Raw genomic sequence first — 18,927 nt, forward strand, 5'->3', positions numbered from 1 at the left:
AGAAAATGACCTTTGGGAGTCCTTGTCGGACTAGGGTCTGAGGGTGAGCAGACAAATACAGCAGCCGACCTTCGTACTGGTCCACGGCGCCTTCGCGAACTCCTTCTCCCTGGCGCCGCTCCAGGCGGAACTGGGTCTCCTCGGGCACCGTTCGGTCGCCGTCGACCTGCCCGGGCACGGATTCGGGGCGACGTTCACCCGCGCCTATCAGGCACCGCAGGACGCCGAGGGGCTCGCCTCCGCCCCGGGTTCGATCAAGGGCGTCACGCTCGCCGACAACGCCGCGCACCTCATCGGCATCCTGGAGCGGGCCAAGCGGAACGGCCCCGTGATCCTCGTCGCCCACAGCCGCGGCGGCGTCACGGCCACGGTGGCGGCCAACGCGCGGCCGGACCTGATCGACCGGATCGTCTACGTCGCCGCCTGGTGCCCGGTCGATCTCGACGTCGCCGCCTACTACGCCGAGCCGGAGATGGCCGGTGTCGACGCCGCGTCACTGGCCCTGGCGATGGTGGGCGACCCGGCGGAACTCGGCCTGCTCCGCGTCAACTTCCGCACCGCCGACCCGGACGCCCTCGCGGCACTCAAGGCGGCCTTCCTCGCCGACGGCACCGACGAGGAGTTCCTGACCTTCCTGAACACCTTCCAGCCCGACGAGAACCTGGACGCCGGTACCACCGACGACCGGGCGCGGGCCGACACCTGGGGTCGCATCCCGAAGACCTTCGTCCGGCTGTCCGACGACGCGAGCATGCCGCTCGCCATGCAGGACCGGCTGATCCGCGAGGGCGACGGGCTGACACCGGACAACCCGTTCGACGTCCGCACCCTCGAGAGCAGCCACCTGAAGTGGCTGGTCGATCCGGCACCGGCGGCCCGGGTGCTGGGGGAGCTCGCCGCGCTCGCGCCGGATACGGACTGAGTACAGCCGAGGCAGGTCAGGGAGGACGTCTCAGGTGGCCCAGTTCTACCCCGCCGGCATCGAGCCGTACGCACACGGCATGCTCGACGTCGGCGACGGCAACCGCGTGTACTGGGAGACGTGCGGGAACCCAGCCGGCAAGCCCGCCCTGGTCCTGCACGGAGGGCCGGGTTCCGGCGCGGGGCCGTCCTGGCGCCGGCTGTTCGACCCCGAGGCGTACCGCATCGTGCTCTTCGACCAGCGCGGGTGCGGCCGGAGCACACCGGACGCCGCCGATCCGCTGACCTCGCTCGACGCCAACACCACCGACCGTCTCATCGCCGACATCGAGCTGCTGCGGCAGCACCTCGGCATCGAGGAGTGGCTGGTCCTCGGCGGCTCCTGGGGTGTGACCCTGGCCCTGGCCTACGCCCAGCAGCACGCCGGACGCGTGTCCGAGCTGGTCCTCTTCAGCGTCACCAACACCACGCGCCGCGAGGTGGAGTGGGTCACCCGGGACATGGGCCGGATCTTCCCCGAGGAGTGGGCGCGGTTCCGCGACACCGTCCCCGAGCGGGAGCGGGACGGCAGCCTGGTCGACGCGTACGCCCGGATGCTGAACGACCCGGATCCGGTCGTGCGGGAGCGCGCCGCGCGGGCCTGGTGCCGGTGGGAGGACGTGCATGTGTCCACCCACCCCGGACATCGGCCCGATCCCCGCTTTCAGGACCCCCGCTTCCGGCTGCGCTTCGCCCGCCTGGTCACGCACTACTGGCGGCACGCCGGTTTCCTGGAGGACGGGGCGCTGCTGCGGGACGCCGGGAAGCTCGCCGGCATCCCCGGGGTGATGATCCACGGGCGGCTGGACATCAGCGGGCCTCCGGACGTCGCCTGGCAACTGGCCCAGGTGTGGCCGGACGCGGAGCTCGTGCTGATCGGCGCGGAGGGGCACGGGCTGTCGGGGGATGCCACGACGGAGGCACTGCTGGCGGCGACGGACCGGTTCCGTCCGACCGGGAACGCCTCAGCCGGGTGACGCTGACGGCGGGTTCAGGGTTGCGCGGTGCGGGGCCGGATGGCGCGGGATCGGTGCGGGGCCGGATGGCGCAGGTTGGTGCGGGACAGGCTGGTGCAGGATCACCCGGTGCCGGACCGGCCGGTCACAGCCCACCGGTGTTCCGCTGCGCACCGCACGTCGCCAGGCTGCACCACCTGCGCCGCCCGCTCTCGTCCAGGAACAGCCAGCCGCAGTCCCGGCTGGGGCAGCTGCGGATCGTGAAGCGGCGGGCGTCGGCCAGCAGTTCGGCCACGCTGTGGGCCACCGCGTGGACGGGGAGCGGCAATCCGGTGGAGGGTGACGGCCGCCAGCGTCCGAGGCCGTCCTCGCCGCGCGTGAAGACCGAGAGCCGTGCGGCCCGCTCCACCCTCGCGGCCACTGCCTTGAATGCCCGGCCGTCCTGCGGGTCCGTCAGGCAGGCGTACAGGTCCGTACGGAACCGCCTGGCCTCGTCTAGGACGAGCGCGGCCTCGTCCGGCTGCCGCCGGGCCTCTTCCCGCAGCCGGGTGACCTGCCGCTCCTCGATCAGGTCCAGGTGGCCGGCCCATACGGCGAGCGTGGCGTAGTCGCCCAGCCACTCCGACCCGGGCAGCCGGTCCCCGCCCCACCCGGCGTAGGTGTTGCAGAACTCCAGCGCGGGGTGTCCGCTCGTACTCCAAGGCAGCCACTGGTCGCCGACCCGCACGGCGTACACCGGCCCGGGCCGGTCCAGCCGGGCGTCGCCGCGCAGTACCCGCTCGTGCAGAGTGCGCAGCGCGGCGCCCGGCTCGATGCCGAGTTCCTTGACCAGCACCCTGCGCGTATCGAGGTACAACTGGAGCGCTTCGGCCCGGCGCCCCGCGCGGTACAGCGCGGTCATCCTGGCGGCGACCAGCCGTTCCCGCGTCGGGTGCTCCTCGATCAGCGGGGCCAAATCCGTCACGACACGGTGGTGCGCACCCGTACTGAGCTGGGCTTCCGCCAGCATCTCCAGGGCGGACAGCCGCAGTTCGCCGAGGCCGGCGCCGAGCCGGGCTCGCAGCCGGTCGTCGGCGACGTCCGCGAGCAGCGGGCCGTGCCAGAGCCGGAGGGCGCGGTCGTAGTGGCCGATCCGCTCCACCGGATCGCGGGCCTGAGCCGCCTGTCTCACCAGGGTGGTGAACTCCCGCGCGTCGATGACGTGGCCGTCCCCCTCGACGGCGTAGCCGTCGTGCCGGGTCTCGACGGACACCCCGTACGGCCGGAGCGCGGCCCGCAGCCGGCCGACGTACGTGTGGACGGTGCCGCGGGCGGAGGCGGGCGGGGCGTCGTCCCACAGCAGGTCGATGAGCCGTCCGGTCGTGACGACGCTGCCCGCGTGCAGCAGCAGGACCGCCAGCAGGCACCGCTCCTGGCGGCGACTGCCCACCAGCACCTGCCGCCCCTCGTGACGGGCGGCGAACGGACCGAGCAGCTGGAACTCCATGGTGTCCGGCAGCTTAGGGCCTGCCCGCCTCCTTCTGATCCGCGCGCCGAGGATGGTGAGGCTTTGGTCAGTGGGCGGGGAGAGGCTGGGGCACCGAGACCTCATACGACCCGCTCTCCAGGGAGAACCATGCGCCGAACCGCCCTTGCGACACTCGCACTTGCCGCCGTGCTCCTCGCGACGCAGGCCGCGTCCGCCGCCTCCGCCGGGACGGACACCGGGGTGGGCTGGGAACCGGCGCCTTCCGCGCCCTGGGACACCGCCTCCGGCGTCCGGTGCGACTTCCCCGTCCACGGTGAACCGGTCGTCGACGAGGTGGTGCGACGCGTGCTCAGCACCCATCCCGACGGATCCGTACGGCGGGTCGCCTACCAGGGCGACCTGGTCGTACGGGTGACGAATACCGACACCGGTGCCTCCTACGACGCCGACGCGAGTGGCTCGGCGGTCGTCGAGTACCGCCGCGACGGCTCACAGGCCTGGGCGGTGCACGGGCCGGTGCTCGTCGGTGTCGGGGAGGGCCAGGGCAGCCTCCCGCGCGGCCTGTACATCGTCGACGGCGTCTACACGATGGACATCAGCCCTGCCGGACACAAGACCGTACGTCTCCTCCACGGGACGACGGACGACCTGTGCGCCCGTATCGGCTGAAGCCCGCCGCTCTCCCACGGCGCTGTTCCGCTCCGTCCGGCGGCGTACGGTGGCAGCGTGGCAAACGAAGACCAGGGGCGGACTTTGCGCCGCCTGCGCCGTCTGGCCTCCTTGACGCAAGAAGAACTGGCCGAACGCTCCGATGTGTCGGTCGATGTGATCCGCCAGCTGGAACAGGGGCGGAAGCACTCGGCGCGCGCCTTCCGACTCTGCACGCGCTCGCGGGCGGCCTGGGTGTGGAGCTGACCACGCTGCTGGGCGATCCGCCTGCCGTCTCGTCCACAGGTGAGAACGACGGGCCCCGCTTCGTGGCCGTGCGTCGCGCAATCATGCCCGTGCTCTGGGGGCCGGAGCCGGAGCCACCGGGGCCGGACTTCTCGCCGGAGCGGTTGCGCGAGCAGATCGCGGACGGCTGGACGCATTACCACGCAGCCGAGTTCGACACGGTGATGAAGGCCCTGCCGGATCTCATTGCCGATGCGCGAACCGCCACGGCCGCGGAGAACGACGACGAAACCGAGTGCTGGTGCGGGTAAACCCCCCATGCCCGCGTGGAGGTTTCCCCACCTCGGGCCGGTGGTCCGCCGCATGGTCTTGATGATCGCGGGGCGAGAGCCTTGGATCATGACACGGCATCGGACCGCCAGCGCTCTGACCCTGCTCGTCACACTCGGCGTCGTCGCGGCCGGGACACCGGCCACCGCGACCGCCGCCGAGTCCACCTCCACCGTCGTAGACGCCCTCGATCGCACCTCCCACCGCCTGCGCACCGCCGAACCGGGTGGGGACACCCGGGACCTGCGCCCCCTCGACCGCATGATCGGTGACGCCCGGGTCGTCGGCCTGGGCGAGGCCACGCACAGCTCGCACGAGTTCTTCGCCCTCAAGCACCGAGTCTTCCGCCACCTCGTCGAGAAGCGGGGCTTCCGTACCTTCGCCCTGGAAGCCCCCTGGAGCACCGGCCTGCGCCTCAACGCCTACGTGTTGCGCGGCGAGGGGGACCCTCGGCGCATCATGCGGGAGGAGTTTCAGCGGGACTACCTGTGGTGGAACAACGCCGAGTATCTGGCGCTCGTGGAGTGGATGCGGGCGTACAACAGCCGGCACCCTGACGACCCGGTCCGGTTCATGGGCGACGACTTCGCCTGGGCCGGGCCCGAGCTGTACGACGAGGTGACCGGCTATGTGGCCCGCGCCCACCCCGCCCTGCTCGACCGCTTCACCGAGCTGTATCGGGGGCTGAGGCCCACGACGGCGGCGGGCGCGTACATCGAGCAGTACCTGAACAGGTCTTACGCGGAACGCGAGGAGAGGGCGGAGCGGACCGGTGAGGCGCTGGCGCTGTTGAAGCGGCAAGGGCCGGGTGCCGACCCGGCGGCGTACGACTGGGTGGTGCGGCAGGCCACAGCCATCGACCAGACCGCGCGCGGCTACGCCTTCGACTTCGGGGACGCGGAGCAGCTCCGGGCCGCCATGCGCTTCCGCGACTCGGTCATGGCCGACAACGTGGCCTGGTGGGCGCAGCACACGGGGGACAAGATCCTGCTGTCGGCGCACAACGCACACGTCTCCTACGTGCCGGACGACCCCTCCCACTATCCGAAGATGCAGGGCGCGTTCCTGCGCGACCGGCTCGGCGACGCGTACGTCAGCATCGGATTCACCTTCGCCCGGGGCTCGTTCAACGCGACCGGACCCGATGACGAGGTGCGGCGGTACACCCTCGGCCCGGCAGGGCCCGGCAGCAATGAGCGGACCCTCGACCGGGTGCGCCACCGCGACTACGTCGTCGACCTGCGGACCGCTCCGGGGCCGGCCCGGAAGTGGCTGCGGGGCGCCCGGCCGACCCGCAGCATCGGCACCGCGTATCCGCAGCCGGAGCACGACATAGCGCTCGCCCGCAGCCATGACGTGCTGATCCACCTGCACCGCGTGGAGGCGGCCCACCTGCGCGACCGGAAACCGGCGCCCGGCTCGGCCACCGAGTAGGAGTGGACTCGCCGCCTCCCAGGGCCGATCGTGGGCGACATGGGTGATCACAGCGATGTTCCCGCCGACCCGACAGGCACCGCCGGGCCCCCGCGTGCGGAGGCCGATGAGGTTCGCCGTTTCCGGGGTCGGCTGGGGCTTCCCGGGCTGGTGGACGTGCACACGCACTTCATGCCCGAGAGTGTGCTGCGCAAGGTCTGGGGCTACTTCGACGCGCTCGGTCCGCTGACCGGCGGGCTGGAGTGGCCGATCACCTATCGTCAGGAGGAGGCGGAACGGGCCGCCATCCTGCGGGAGTTCGGCGTGCGGGCCTTCACCTCGATGCTCTACTCGCACAAGCCGGGCATGGCCCGCTGGCTGAACGGCTGGGCGGCCGACTTCGCCCGCCGCACCCCCGACTGCCTGCACACCGCCACCCTCTTCCCCGAGCCGGGCGTCGAGGCGTATGTCCGGGAGGCCGTCGAGGCGGGCGCACGGGTGTTCAAGGCGCATGTGCAGGTGGGGGCGTACGACCCGGCCGACGAGCTTCTCGACCCGGCCTGGGGAGTGCTGGCCGAGGCGGGGGTTCCCGTGGTCATCCACTGCGGCTCCGGGCCCGCGCCCGGCGAGCACACCGGTCCCGGGCCGATCGCCCGGGTGCTGGCCCGGCACCCCCGGCTGCGGCTGGTCGTCGCACACATGGGGATGCCCGAGTACGAGGAGTTCCTCGACCTCGCCGAGTGGTACGGCGAGGTGCGGCTCGACACGACTATGGCGTTCACCGACTTCGCCGAGAAGCTCGCGCCGTTCCCGCCCGGCGCCCTGTCCCGGCTGGCCGACGCCGGCGACCGCATCCTGCTGGGCTCGGACTTCCCCAACATCCCGTATCCGTACGTGCATCAGCTGCACGCCCTGGAGCGGCTGGGGCTCGGGGAGGACTGGCTGCGGGCGGTGTGCCACGACAACGCGGCGGAGTTGTTCGGGGTGTGAGGGCCAGGGTTTGAAGGGCCGGTGTCACGAGGACAGCGCGGCCCGTTCCGACTCGGCCAGCAGCACGCAGAACTCGTTGCCCTCCGGGTCGGCGAGGACGACCCAGCCCCAGCCGTCGGGCTTGCGGCGGTCGTCGACCAGGGAGGCGCCCAGCCCGAGCAGGCGCTCGACCTCCTCCTCCCGCGAGGTGTCCGGGCGCAGGCAGAGGTGAAGCCTGTTCTTCACGGACTTCGGCTCCGGGACCTCGTTGAAGTACAGGGTCGGGCCGCCGGGCAGAGTGATCGCGGTCTCGGTGTCACCCGGCTGGTCCTCGGGATCCACCGGGTGTCCGGTGACTTCGCTCCAGAACTGGGCCAGTTGGTAGGCGTTCGCGCAGTCGATCGCCACGTTCGTCACGGTTGAGGCCATGCCCGCGATCATGCCCGAGCGGGGCCCGGCCTGCTACCGGAATACGACGGTACCTGCCGTTTGCCCGCAGGGCGACGCCCCCGGCCCTGCCGTCACCGTGCGGCGGCGGCAGGCGGGGGCGTCGGAAACGGCGTACGCCTCACGAAGGGCTAGCGGTTCGTCACGTCCGTGACCTTCCAGCGCTGGTTCGCCCCGGAGTTCGGCTGCCAGACGCCCACGCTCGCGCCCTCGTTCGTGGACTGGCCCGAGACGTCCGGGAGCTGGCCGGTGGCGGCGTTGACGAGGGTCCAGGTGCCGTCGCCGGTCGTGGACATGATCCATTCGGCGGCGGCGTCGCGGCGGCCCTCGTCCGGCTCGGCGACCAGCGCGCCGTCGCGGATGGCCAGGCGCTTGTCGGTGGCGGTCTCCGTGAAGACGTACCGCTTGCGGTTGTCCGTGCCGCGGACCTGCTCGACCCGCCACTGCTGACCGGCCGGGTCGGTCGCGTTCGCGCTCCTGATGACCAGGCCCGTGCCGTTGCCGGCGATGGTGAGGTCCTTGCCGCTCTGGGCGCCGGTCAGCCGGTAGGTGTGGTCCTTGCGCAGCTCCGCCGCGTCCTTCGCGACGCCCGACACGCCCTTGACGAGGAAGGACGTCACCGACTGGGCGGGCACGGTGAGGGTGGCCTGCTTGCCGGTGACGCGGACGGCCTTCTGCTTCTCCAGCTTGCCGTCGGCGCTGGTCACCACCGGCGTGACCGTGGCACGGGAGGAGACCCGGCCGAACTTGGACAGGTCGAGTGTGACCTCACGCGCCTCGGTGGCGCTGTTGACGTGGACGACGGTCGCCGCGTCGCCCTTGCGGGAGATCGCCGCGGTGCTGGACGTGTCGTTCGTCTTGATCAGCCGGTCGCCGGGCTTGATGAAGTGGGTGAAGTTGCGGGCCGTGTCGAACTTGGTGTTCGTGTAGACCGGGCAGGTCTCGAGGGTGTCCTTCGAGGTGCAGCTGAAGGGGAGCTGGATCGAGCCCCAGTTGCCGCCCTTCGCGGACTCGCCGCCCGGCTTCATGTTGTCGTAGTCCTCGACGGGCTGCCAGAACACCCAGGCCTTGGGCTCCAGTTCGCGCAGGTCGTCGACGATGCGCTGGGCCAGGCCCAGTCCGGGCCGCATGTCGGTGAAGCTCTGGCCGTCGCCCCAGTCGCCCTCGACCTCGCTCATCCACAGCGGCTTGTCGGCGGCCTTGGCCAGGTCGCGGACGGTGGTGCGCTGGCCGGTGCCGTAGGTGTGGACGTTCATCTGGGCGACGAGGTCGCGCACGTCCTGGGGGTAGGAGTTCCAGTTGGTGGCGAAGGTGCCGGGGTTGGTCTCGTCCATCGCCGAGATGTCGGCGTGGCTGCGGGACTTCTCCAGCACCGGGCCCAGTGCCTTGATCACCTTCTGCTGCATCTCGGGGCCGATGTGGGCGCCCTCCTGGCGCCCGCCGACCGGCTCGCCGTCCGGGCCGAGCTTGGTGCCCCAGTAGTCGGTGTTCGGCTCGTTGAACGGGTCCAGCGTGTCGACCTTGATGCCGTGCGCCTTCTCCAGCCGTTCGGTCGCGCCCACCAGGTACTTGGCGAAGTCCTCGACCGACCCGGGCTTGAGCTGGTCCTTGCCGGCGTCGAAGTTGCCGGAGACGTAGCCGCTCTCGGTCATGAACCAGGGCGGGGAGTTGCTGAAGGTCTCCCAGTGGGTGATGTCCTTCTTGATGCGGTCGACCCACCAGCGCTGCGTCCTGTCCGCGTTCTTGTTCCAGTCCCGGGGGTCGTCGGCGTCCCACCAGTCGACGTCCTCGCGGGTCGTGCCCGCCGGTGCCTTCCACCAGCCCTCGACGGCGCCGCCGGCCCGCAGGTAGTCCTTGACGTCCGGGGCGTTTCCGCCGCCGATGTTGTAGCGGGCGATGTTGAGGGCGAGCCCCTCGTCGCTGAAGAGGAGCTTGTAGAGCTTCTCGCGTATCGCGGGCGGGTAGTCGCCGGTGGCGTTGGCGAACCAGACCAGGCTGGTGCCCCAGCCCTCGAACTTCTCGTGCTGGTAGGAGGGGTCGGGCCGGACGGTGACCCCGGCGGCCGCCGCCTGGGTCGGCTCGGCGTGCGCGGCGGGCAGGGTCGTCGTGGCCAGGATGGTTCCGGTCGCCACGGCGGTGACGCCGATGGCCCCGAGGAGCCTTCTCTTACGGGTGCGGTGTGCCATCTCGAGTACTCCAGCTCTTCTGCGTGCCGCGCGTCCCGGCGGGGCAGAGATCGGGGCCTACGTGGTGCGACCGGTGCGGGTTTGCAACCTTTTCATGCGATTTCGGCTCAGCAATGTTTACGTAAACATCCGCTGGCGGGATGTCTACACTGTCCGAATCTCAGGGGTCAAGGAGTTCTTCCGGACCGGTTGGTGCGAGGGGCAGGCGGACGCGGTGGACGGCGAGAGCGAACCGAGCGGCACGAGCCGTACGAGAAGGCGTGCGGCCCGGCCCCGCCAGGGCGCCTCCATGGCCGACGTCGCCCGCCTCGCCGGCGTCTCCTCCCAGACGGTCTCCCGCGTCTCCAACGGCTTCCCCGGGGTCACGGAGGACACCCGCCGGCAGGTCCTGGATGCCATGCGTGAACTGGGATACCGCCCCAACAGCGCGGCACGGGCCCTCCGGCGGGGCGAATTCCGCACCCTCGGCGTGATCACCTTCTCCCTCTCCACCATGGGCAACATCCGCACCCTGGAGGCCATCGCCACCTCCGCGGCCCAGCACGGCTACGCCGTCACGCTGCTGCCCGTCGCCGTCCCCACCCAGGACGAGGTGAACGGCGCCTTCTCCCGCCTCGGCGAACTCGCCGTGGACGCCGTCATCGTCATCATGGAGATCCATCTGTTGGACGCCGCGACGGTCTCCCTCCCGCCCGGCGTGCAGGTCGTGGTCGCCGACTCCGATGCCGGCGACCGCTACACCGTCGTCGACACCGACCAGGCGGGCGGCGCCCGTGACGCCGTACGGCACCTGCTGGACCTCGGCCACGACACGGTGTGGCACCTGGCCGGGCCGGAGGGCTCCTTCGCCGCCCAGCGCCGCGCCAACGCCTGGCGCGACACGCTGACCCGGGCGGGCCGGGTCCCGCCGCCCCTGGTCCGGGGCGACTGGTCGGCCGAGTCCGGGTACCGAGCCGGTCTGCGGCTGGCCGACGAGCCGGGCTGCACGGCGGTGTTCGCGGCCAACGACCAGATGGCCCTGGGCCTGCTCCGGGCCCTGCACGAACGCGGCCTGCGCGTCCCCGGCGACATCAGCGTCATCGGCTTCGACGACATCCCCGAGTCGGCGTCCTTCCTCCCGCCGCTGACGACCATCCACCAGGACTTCGCGGAGGTGGGGCGGCTGTGCGTGGAAGGCGTCCTGAGCAAGATGCGGCTGCCCGGGGAGGACGGGGCGGAGCACGGGACGACGTTGGTGCCCACGCGGGTGGTGGTGCGGGAGAGCACGGGGGCGCCGCCGGGGCGGTGAGGGTGCGGGCCGGCGCGACGGCGGTGGCGGAACCGGGCGTGGTGGCGTACGCACTCCTCCTTGGAGCGGAAGTACCGCCACAGGGTGCGCGTCGAAGCGTCGCGGATTCAGGTCCGGTGGCGCCGGACACCGTCGTGGCACGGCGACCTTGGGTGGAATGTTGACCAGCAGGTGGACGTGGTTCAACCGGCCTTCACCCACCAGATCCCCGGCCTGGCCCCCCGCTTCGCCGGGCTCGCCGCCTCCCCGGACGGCTCCCTGCTCCTGTCGGCCAACGGGGAGGGGACGGTACTGCGGCTGTCGCCGCGACGATCCCCGGGGTAGTCCTCGCGGCGGACCGGCCTCCCGCCTCGTACTGCGTTCCGAGTACTCCGGATTGTCGGCAGCCGCACGACGACAGGACAGCCCCCTCGCGGAGAGCCTTGGCAGACGATCGACACCGGATGTGGAGACCTGCTGCCGTGGCTACTTTCCTGTATCGAGTGGGCCGTCTGGCCTTCCGGCGACGCTGGTACGTCGCCCTGGTCTGGGCGGCCGTCCTGGCCGCCGTGGGGTTGGGTGCCCTGAGGGCGCCGGGGGCCGCCGACGAGGAGTTCTCGATGCCCGGCATCGAGTCCCAGAAGGCGTTCGACCTGATGGAGGAGCGGTTCCCGGGTGCCACGGCCGACAGCGCGACCGCGCGGGTCGTGTTCATCGCGCCGGGCGGCGAGAAGGTCACCGCCGCCGAGAACAAGGAGGCCATCGAGAAGGCCGTGACCGGTCTCGGCGACGGCACGCAGGTCGCGAGCGCCGTCGACCCGTTCCAGGCGAAGACCATCAGCAAGGACGGCTCCACCGCCTTCGCGACCGTCACCTACAAGGTCGGCGCCGCCGACCTCACCGACGCCGGCCGCACCCATCTGGAGCGGACCATCGACCAGGCCCGGGACTCCGGACTGACCGTCGAGGCGGGCGGCACCGCGCTGGCCGACGAGGGCGGGCCGGGCGGCACGGCCGAGGTGATCGGCGTCGCCATCGCCGCCGTCGTCCTGCTCGTCACCTTCGGCTCCCTGGCCGCCGCCGGTCTGCCGCTGCTGACCGCCCTCATCGGCGTCGGCGTCAGCATGGCCACCATCCTCGCCCTGTCGTCCGCGCTCGGGCTCTCCACGACCACCGGCACCCTGGCCATGATGCTGGGCCTCGCCGTCGGCATCGACTACGCCCTGTTCGTCGTCTCCCGCTACCGGGAGGAGCGCGCCAAGGGGCGGACGCCGCAGGAGGCGACCGGCCTGGCCGTCGGCACGGCCGGGTCGGCTGTGGTGTTCGCCGGGCTCACCGTCGTCATCGCGCTGGCCGGGCTCGCCGTGGTCGGGATCCCGATGCTCACCAAGATGGGGCTGGCCGCCGCGGGCGCCGTCGTCGTGGCCGTGCTGATCGCGCTGACCCTCGTCCCGGCGTTCCTCGGCTTCTGGCCGAACGCCGTGCTCACCCGGAAGGCCCGCAGGAGCGGCCGGATCGAGGCGAGCGGCCAGACCAACGGCGGCACCCGCTGGGCCCGGTTCGTGCTGCGCCGCCCCCTGCCCGTCCTGCTCCTCGGCGTCGTCGGCCTCGGCGCCCTCGCCCTGCCCGCGGCCGACCTCCAGCTCGGCATGCCCGGCGACGAGGCCAAGCCGGTCTCCACCACCGAACGCCGGGCCTACGACGCGCTCGCCGAGGGCTTCGGGCCCGGCTTCAACGGGCCGCTCACCGTCGTCGTGGACGCCAAGGGCGACGCCGACCCCAAGGGCGCCGCGGACACCGTCGCCCAGGAGATCGGCTCCACCAAGGGCGTCGTCTCCGTCTCCCCGGCCCGCTTCAACGACGCCGGTGACACCGCCGTGTTCTCCGTCGTGCCGTCCACCGCGCCGACCGACGAGAAGACCAAGAACCTGGTGACGACCATCCGCGACGAGCGGCCCGGCATCGAGGCCGGCACGGGCGCGAGTTACGAGGTCACCGGCACCACCGCGATGAACATCGACATCGCCGACAAAGTCCAGGCCGCGCTCGTCCCGTACCTGATCCTGGTCGTCGGAATGGCGATCGTGCTGCTGCTGGTGGTGTTCCGGTCGCTGCTCGTGCCGCTCAAGGCGGCCCTCGGTTTCCTGCTGTCGGTGCTGGCCTCCCTCGGCGCGGTTGTCGTGGTCTTCCAGCAGGGCCACGGCGCGGAGCTCTTCGGCGTGGAGCAGACCGGCCCGATCATGAGCCTGATGCCGATCTTCCTGGTGGGGATCGTCTTCGGTCTGGCCATGGACTACGAGGTGTTCCTCGTCTCCCGGATGCGGGAGGCGTACGTGCACGGCGAGTCGCCCGCCGAGGCGGTCACGTCCGGCTTCCGGCACAGCGCCCGGGTCGTCGTGGCGGCGGCCCTGATCATGATCGCGGTGTTCGCCGGGTTCATCGGCGAGAGCGACTCCATGATCAAGATGATCGGCTTCGGACTCGCCTCCGCCGTCCTGTTCGACGCCTTCGTCGTCCGCATGGCGATCGTGCCCGCCGTCCTCGCCCTGCTGGGCCACAAGGCCTGGTGGCTGCCGAAGTGGCTGGACCGGATCCTGCCCCGCGTCGACGTGGAGGGCGAGGCACTCAGCCGCGGGCCGGAGACGGAGCCGGCCCCGCACACCGCACCCGACCTGGAACCGGCGCGCACCTGACCCCCGAACCCACCCCCGACCAGGGCCGCCCGTGGCGAAGGACACGGGCGGCCCCTCGGGCGTTCACGTCCCGAGTCGACCACGATGGGTCCCAGCCCCACCCCCCCGGAGAGCCCGATGAGCATCAGTCTGGAGCGGCGCTACGCGGCCCGCCTCGAGGACTTCTCGGCCCGCCACGCGTTCCTCGTCGACCTGGCGATGGTCCTGGCGCTGATGGGCTGTGCCCTCCTCGGCGGCTCGCTCACCATGCCCGGCGCCGCCCCGCCGGACCAGGACATGACCGCCACCACCCTCATGGGGGTGGCCTGCCTGGTCCTGCTCAAGCACCGCCTGCACCCACGCACCGTCGTCGTCGTGGCCGCGGGCTGCACGGTGACCGCGATCGCGCTGGGCTACCTCGTCACGCCCCTGCTGCTGGCCCCGCTCATGGCGGCGCTGTACTGGCTGTCCGCGCTCACCGACCGCAGATCCACCCGCGTCCTCGGCCTCATCACCCTGGTGGCGGTGACGCTCGCGGCCGTGGTCTCCGACTCCATGAACCACATCTCGCCGCTGCTCAGGACGATCGGCCCGGTCTTCTGGCTGATGCTGCCGCTCGCCGCCGGCAAGATGACCCAGCTGCGGCGCGCCTACCTCCAGTCGGTGCAGGCCCGCGCCGAGCACGCCGAGCGGACCCGCGAGGAGGAGGCCCGGCTGCGCGTCACCGAGGAGCGGATGCGCATCGCCCGGGAGCTCCACGACGTCGTCGCCCACCACATGGCCCTGGCCAACGCCCAGGCCGGTACGGCCGCGCACCTCGCCCTCACCCACCCCGAACAGACCCAGCGGATCCTCAAGGACCTGACCGGCACCACGTCCTCCGCGCTCCGGGAGCTGAAGGCCACGCTCGGCCTGTTGCGCCAGAACGACGACACCCCCGGCTCCGCGGGACTGGAACCGTCCCCCGGACTCGCCCGCCTGCCCGAGCTGGTCGCGGCGTGCGAGTCGGCGGGCCTGGGGGTCACCGTGACCACGGAAGGGGAGCCGCAGCCGCTCTCACCGGGTGTGGACCTCACGGCCTTCCGTATCGTCCAGGAGGCGCTCACCAACGTCACCAGGCACGCCGCCGCCGAGGCCGCCCACGTACGCCTCGAATACACCGGCTCCCGCCTGCTGATCACGGTCACGAACGACGGCCCGACCGACAACGGCACGACCGACGACGTCCCCACCGCCGACGGCCCGACCACCGCCGAGCCCGCGCAGAGCCGCGGCTTCGGCGTCATGGGCATGCGCGAGCGCGCCCGCTCCATCGGCGGCGAACTGTGCGCCGGCCCCCGCCCGCAGGGCGGCTTCGAGGTCAGCACCGCGCTGCCGCTGCAGCCCTCGCCCGCCACCCACCTCGCCGGAGGAACGACGCCGTGACCATCAGAGTGCTGCTCGCCGACGACCAGGCCCTGCTGCGGGCCACCTTCCGGATCCTCATCGACTCCTGCGCTGACCTGGAGGTGGTGGCCGAGGCCTCCGACGGCGCGGAGGCGGTGGAACTGACCCGCGTCCACCGCCCCGACATCGTCCTCATGGACATCCGCATGCCCGGCACCGACGGCCTCACCGCCACCGCCACGCTCTGCGCCGACCCGGAGCTGTCCGCCACCCGCGTCCTCATCCTGACCACCTTCGAGACCGAGGACTACGTGGCCCAGGCGCTGCGCGCCGGTGCCAGCGGCTTCCTCGGCAAGGACGTCACCGCCGACACGCTCCTGGCGGGCCTGCGCACGGTGGCCTCCGGCGAGGCCCTCCTCTCACCCGTCGCCACCCGCTCCCTCATCACCCGCTTCCTCCTGGCCCCCGCCCCCGACACCCATCTGGCAGCTCCGGAGCGCCTGGCCGACCTCACGGTCCGCGAACGCGAGGTGATGGCCCTGGCCGCGGAAGGCAGGTCCAACGCCGAGATCGCCGAGGACCTGACCCTCAGCCCGCTGACCGTCCGCACCCACATCCACCGGGCCATGACCAAACTGGACGCCCGCGACCGCGCCCAACTGGTCGTGATCGCCTACCAGACGGGCCTGGTGCGGGCCACGCCCCCGGCGTGACGCGGCGGGCCGCTACGGCATGCCGTACGCCGCCACCATGATGTTCTCCGCCACCTTGTTCATGTCCTGGCCCTTGGCGTCCGTGGAGTTGACGCTGTAGACGAGGGTGCGGGAGCCGTTACGGGTGGAGGCGATGGCCGCGTTGTAGCCCCAGCGCCCGCCCGTCTTGCCCCACACCTCGCGGCCCCCCAGCACCTTCATCGACAGGCCGACGGAGTACGCGGCCGGCTCCCCGCTCTTGAAGTCGGTCACCTCGGGCAGCGTGAACATCTCCTCCAGCAACGGCCCGCGCACCACCCGCCCCGCGAACAGCGCCTGCGTGAACCGCTCCAGGTCCGCCGTCGTCGACACGATGTCACCGGTCGCCCACCCGTCCGTCGTTCCCCACACGGTCACGTCCCGGAGCCCGGTCGTCCCGTCGTCCAGCCGCATCCTCTGGTAGCCGTGGTTGTGCGGCCCGGTGATGCGCGGGTTCGTCCCCGGGAAGTACGTGTCGCACAACCCCAGTGGCCCGAGCACGCGCCGGGCGACCTGGTCCTCGTACGAGTCACGCGTGACCCGCTCGATGATCAGACCGGCGATCGTGTACCCGATGTTGAGATAGTGCTGCCGCTTGCCGGGCCCGAACTCGGGCTTCTTCGAGGTCGCCGAGCGGACCATGTCCTCGGGGACGTGGACCTGGAAGCGGTTCGCGTACCACTCCTCGACGGTGGTGCCCGGGAAGTCCGGGGCCGGGATGCCGTGCGTGTGGTTGAGGAGCTGCCGGACGGTGACGCCTCCGTACGACGCCGGGATCAGGTCCGGCAGGTAGGAACGGGCGCTGCGGTCCAGGTCCAGTTCGCCCTCGGCGGCCAGTTGCAGGGCGACGGCGGCCGTGAAGACCTTGGTGACGGAACCGGCGCGGAAACGGGCGTCCGGGTCGGCCGGCCGGTGGCTCCGCAGATCGTGCACGCCGGAGCTGCCCCGCCAGACGCCCTCGCGGCCCCCGACCCGCACGAGTGCCGCGGTCGCGTCGGCGTCGGGCAGGCCGGCGATGGCGGCGGCCAGCCCGGAATCCTGGTGCCGGGCGGATATCTGGGCGGCGGCAGGGGCCGTCGGGCCCGGCGGGGCGGACGCGGCGGCCGGGTGGACGGACGGCCCCGCCACGAGTCCCACGAGGAGTGCGGCGGCCGACAGGGAAGCGGTACGGGACATGGTCAACTCCGTTGAGGTGAGCCGGGATCAGCGACGGCTCCATCCTCCGGAGAGGCAGCGGAAGACGGATCGCCCGCGCGGGCGGTCTCGCGGAGTCAGTTCCTCGCCGACGCGGGGGAGGAGCCGGCCCGGGGCGCTCCCCCGGGTGGGGGACCCCCGGCCGCGACGAGCCCCGTCTCGTACGCGCAGATCACGGCCTGGATCCGGTCCCGCAGCCCCAACTTCGCCAGCACGTTGCCGACATGCGTCTTGACCGTGTGGTCGCTGACCACCAGCTCGGCGGCGATCTCGGCGTTCGACAGGCCGCGCGCGAGCAGCAGCAGCGTCTCGCGCTCCCGCCCGGTCAGCACGTCGAGCCGGGGATCGGGCCGCCGGGGCCGGGCGGCGGCCGGCCGCGTGTACTGCTCCACCAGACGCCGGGCCACCGACGGAGCGAGCAGCGAGTCACCCCGGGCGACCACCCGTACCGCGTGCACGAGATCGTCCCGGCGGACGTCCTTGAGCAGGAAACCGCTCGCGCCCGCGTGCAGCGCGTCGTAGACGTACTCGTCGGAGTCGAACGTCGTCAGCATCACGCACCGGCAGCCGCCCGCCGCACCGATCGCACGGCAGGCCTCGATCCCGTCCACGCGTGGCATCCGGACGTCGAGCAGCGCCACGTCGGCCGCGTGCCGCCGCACCGCCGCCACGGCCTCCGCCCCGTCGCCCACCTCCGCGACGACCTCGATGTCCGGCTGGACGTCCAGGATCAGCGCGAAACCGCTGCGCACCAGCTCCTGGTCGTCGGCCACGACCACCCGGATCGTCACCGCGCCACCTCCACGGCGGCCGGCACCGGCAGCCGAACCACGACCTCGAACCCCCGGCCGTCAGCACCCCGCCCGGTCACCGCGCTCCCTCCGTGCGCCGCCGCCCGCTCCCGGATCCCGACGAGCCCGTGCCCGCCCCGGCCGGCACTCGGTTGCGGCCCCCGCCCGTCATCCTTCACCCGGACGCACAAGTCGCTGGCTCCGTAGGTCAGTTGCACGGACACGTTACGTGCTTCCGCATGTCTGACGGTATTGGTCAGGGCCTCCTGGACGACCCGGAAGACGGTCGCCGCGACCGACTCCGGCAACGGCCGGACGGCCCCGGCCGTCCCGTACGCCACGTCGAGCCCACTGGCCCGCACTCGTTCGAGCAGCTCGGGCAAGTCCGCGAGCCCGGGCTGCGGTTCGCGCGGGGCGTCGCCGCCGCCCTCGTCGTCGCCCTCGCGCAGCACCCCCAGCATCCGCCGCAGCTGTGCCATGGCGTCCCGCCCGGTGGCGGAGATGGCGTCGAAGGCGGCCTCGGCACGCTCCGGCGCGGCCCGCACCGCCACCGGCCCGGCCTCGGCCTGCACGATCATCAGGCTCACCGCGTGGGACAGGATGTCGTGCATCTCCCGGGCGATCCGGGCCCGTTCCCGCGCGGCGGCCCGCTCGGCCTCGATCCGGTTCGCCCGCTGCCGGGCGTCGGTGAGCCGGCCGAACACGTAGGCAGCCGCGAACACGAAGACCGAGAAGGTCAGTTCCCGGGCGGACCGGGTGTTGAGCCACACGCCCACCGGCACGGCGACGAGCAGTACTCCACCGGTAAGGAGCCGCTTCCGCGCCGACGACAGCGCGGCAATCGTGTACACGACCACGAGCCCGGTGTACGGCAGCGGCTGCCCGGGCCCGTCCACGGCCAGCCCGTACAGCCCGCTGGTGGCCAGCACCGCGAACAGCACGGCGACGGGGGCGCGCCGCCGCCAGACCAGGGGCAGCACGGTGAGCGTGCTCAGTCCGTACGCGGCCCAGGTCGCGGGCGGCGCCCCGGCCGCCCTCGGCACGACGAACGGCATGGTTGTCGCGCCCTGGACCAGCAGCGCGATGCCGATGTCGACCACCAGGGGATTGGCCGCCCCGAGTGCCCGAGCGCGCTCCCACCAGTCCTGTAAGTCCCCGCGTACGTCCCCCACGCCTCCACACGGTATCGGGCGTGGGGCCACCGGGGGTTCGTCATCGCGCCACGGCGGCCCGCCACGGCCTCGCCGTCCTCCATGACGATGC

General features: G+C 72.1%; 16 protein-coding genes and 1 pseudogene. 11 read left to right on the plus strand and 6 right to left on the minus strand.

The window, feature by feature from the left end; translation table 11 throughout:
• Positions 1-43 precede the first annotated feature (43 nt).
• Both IE97_RS0125950 and pip read left to right on the plus strand, forming a co-directional pair.
• Complete coding sequence (locus IE97_RS0125950) at positions 44-922, plus strand: alpha/beta fold hydrolase (RefSeq protein WP_030245242.1); 879 nt, start codon at positions 44-46, stop codon at positions 920-922.
• 34 nt (positions 923-956) lie between these two features.
• Positions 957-1,937, plus strand: coding sequence for a prolyl aminopeptidase (gene pip / locus IE97_RS0125955; RefSeq protein ID WP_030245244.1), 981 nt, complete (start codon positions 957-959; stop codon positions 1,935-1,937).
• A 124-nt stretch (positions 1,938-2,061) separates the two neighbouring features.
• Here pip and IE97_RS0125960 read toward each other — a convergent pair whose 3' ends face one another.
• Positions 2,062-3,402: a BTAD domain-containing putative transcriptional regulator gene (locus tag IE97_RS0125960; protein ID WP_030245252.1), complete on the minus strand. Its 1,341-nt coding sequence runs from the start codon at positions 3,400-3,402 to the stop codon at positions 2,062-2,064.
• 129 nt (positions 3,403-3,531) lie between these two features.
• On the opposite strand from IE97_RS0125960, the gene IE97_RS0125965 reads away from it, so the two are divergent.
• From IE97_RS0125965 to IE97_RS0125980, 4 genes and pseudogenes are all read left to right on the plus strand, one after another.
• Positions 3,532-4,053, plus strand: a complete 522-nt coding sequence (locus tag IE97_RS0125965) for a hypothetical protein (RefSeq protein ID WP_030245255.1) — start codon at positions 3,532-3,534, stop codon at positions 4,051-4,053.
• Positions 4,054-4,110: 57 nt separating this feature from the next.
• Positions 4,111-4,568, plus strand: a pseudogene (locus tag IE97_RS38685) (helix-turn-helix domain-containing protein); the annotation flags it as partial.
• Positions 4,569-4,677: 109 nt separating this feature from the next.
• A complete protein-coding gene (locus tag IE97_RS0125975) occupies positions 4,678-6,042 on the plus strand; it encodes an erythromycin esterase family protein (protein WP_030899757.1) in 1,365 nt (454 codons plus the stop codon).
• 39 nt (positions 6,043-6,081) lie between these two features.
• Entirely contained in the window at positions 6,082-7,011 is a 930-nt protein-coding gene (locus tag IE97_RS0125980; RefSeq protein WP_030245261.1) for an amidohydrolase family protein, read from the plus strand.
• A 24-nt stretch (positions 7,012-7,035) separates the two neighbouring features.
• On the opposite strand, the gene IE97_RS0125985 is transcribed toward IE97_RS0125980, so the two are convergent.
• The gene (locus tag IE97_RS0125985) at positions 7,036-7,419 is read right to left on the minus strand and encodes a VOC family protein (RefSeq protein ID WP_030245263.1); all 384 of its coding nucleotides are present in this window, start codon (positions 7,417-7,419) and stop codon (positions 7,036-7,038) included.
• Positions 7,420-7,568: 149 nt separating this feature from the next.
• Positions 7,569-9,623, minus strand: coding sequence for a glycoside hydrolase (locus tag IE97_RS0125990; protein WP_030245264.1), 2,055 nt, complete (start codon positions 9,621-9,623; stop codon positions 7,569-7,571).
• A gap of 289 nt (positions 9,624-9,912) precedes the next feature.
• On the opposite strand from IE97_RS0125990, the gene IE97_RS0125995 reads away from it, so the two are divergent.
• From IE97_RS0125995 to IE97_RS0126015, 5 genes are all read left to right on the plus strand, one after another.
• The gene (locus tag IE97_RS0125995) at positions 9,913-10,911 is read left to right on the plus strand and encodes a LacI family DNA-binding transcriptional regulator (protein ID WP_030245265.1); all 999 of its coding nucleotides are present in this window, start codon (positions 9,913-9,915) and stop codon (positions 10,909-10,911) included.
• Between the two features lie 177 nt (positions 10,912-11,088).
• Positions 11,089-11,235: a hypothetical protein gene (locus IE97_RS42225; RefSeq protein ID WP_158708331.1), complete on the plus strand. Its 147-nt coding sequence runs from the start codon at positions 11,089-11,091 to the stop codon at positions 11,233-11,235.
• A gap of 137 nt (positions 11,236-11,372) precedes the next feature.
• Positions 11,373-13,583: an MMPL family transporter gene (locus tag IE97_RS0126005; protein WP_037844795.1), complete on the plus strand. Its 2,211-nt coding sequence runs from the start codon at positions 11,373-11,375 to the stop codon at positions 13,581-13,583.
• Positions 13,584-13,700: 117 nt separating this feature from the next.
• Positions 13,701-14,987: a sensor histidine kinase gene (locus IE97_RS0126010; protein WP_030245270.1), complete on the plus strand. Its 1,287-nt coding sequence runs from the start codon at positions 13,701-13,703 to the stop codon at positions 14,985-14,987.
• A complete protein-coding gene (locus tag IE97_RS0126015) occupies positions 14,984-15,661 on the plus strand; it encodes a response regulator transcription factor (RefSeq protein WP_030245273.1) in 678 nt (225 codons plus the stop codon). Before IE97_RS0126010 ends, IE97_RS0126015 begins: the two co-directional genes overlap by 4 nt.
• Before the next feature lie 12 nt (positions 15,662-15,673).
• On the opposite strand, the gene IE97_RS0126020 is transcribed toward IE97_RS0126015, so the two are convergent.
• From IE97_RS0126020 to IE97_RS0126030, 3 genes are all read right to left on the minus strand, one after another.
• Positions 15,674-16,855: a serine hydrolase domain-containing protein gene (locus IE97_RS0126020; RefSeq protein WP_030245275.1), complete on the minus strand. Its 1,182-nt coding sequence runs from the start codon at positions 16,853-16,855 to the stop codon at positions 15,674-15,676.
• 95 nt (positions 16,856-16,950) lie between these two features.
• A complete protein-coding gene (locus IE97_RS0126025; RefSeq protein WP_030245279.1) occupies positions 16,951-17,664 on the minus strand; it encodes a response regulator in 714 nt (237 codons plus the stop codon).
• A complete protein-coding gene (locus IE97_RS0126030; RefSeq protein WP_030245281.1) occupies positions 17,661-18,836 on the minus strand; it encodes a sensor histidine kinase in 1,176 nt (391 codons plus the stop codon). The genes IE97_RS0126025 and IE97_RS0126030 overlap by 4 nt, the downstream gene beginning before the upstream one ends.
• Positions 18,837-18,927: the final 91 nt, after the last annotated feature.

The sequence above is a fragment of the Streptomyces sp. NRRL S-455 genome (assembly GCF_000717875.1).
Classification (GTDB): domain Bacteria; phylum Actinomycetota; class Actinomycetes; order Streptomycetales; family Streptomycetaceae; genus Streptomyces.

Excerpts from the sequence above, each read along its gene's own strand:
- IE97_RS0125960 (WP_030245252.1), bottom strand. The coding sequence starts at position 3,402 with ATGGAGTTCCAGCTGCTCGGTCCGTTCGCCGCCCGTCACGAGGGGCGG.
- IE97_RS0125965 (WP_030245255.1), top strand. The coding sequence starts at position 3,532 with ATGCGCCGAACCGCCCTTGCGACACTCGCACTTGCCGCCGTGCTCCTC.
- IE97_RS0125975 (WP_030899757.1), top strand. The coding sequence starts at position 4,678 with ATGACACGGCATCGGACCGCCAGCGCTCTGACCCTGCTCGTCACACTC.
- IE97_RS0125980 (WP_030245261.1), top strand. The coding sequence starts at position 6,082 with ATGGGTGATCACAGCGATGTTCCCGCCGACCCGACAGGCACCGCCGGG.
- IE97_RS0125985 (WP_030245263.1), bottom strand. The coding sequence starts at position 7,419 with ATGGCCTCAACCGTGACGAACGTGGCGATCGACTGCGCGAACGCCTAC.
- IE97_RS0125990 (WP_030245264.1), bottom strand. The coding sequence starts at position 9,623 with ATGGCACACCGCACCCGTAAGAGAAGGCTCCTCGGGGCCATCGGCGTC.
- IE97_RS0125995 (WP_030245265.1), top strand. The coding sequence starts at position 9,913 with ATGGCCGACGTCGCCCGCCTCGCCGGCGTCTCCTCCCAGACGGTCTCC.
- IE97_RS0126010 (WP_030245270.1), top strand. The coding sequence starts at position 13,701 with ATGAGCATCAGTCTGGAGCGGCGCTACGCGGCCCGCCTCGAGGACTTC.
- IE97_RS0126020 (WP_030245275.1), bottom strand. The coding sequence starts at position 16,855 with ATGTCCCGTACCGCTTCCCTGTCGGCCGCCGCACTCCTCGTGGGACTC.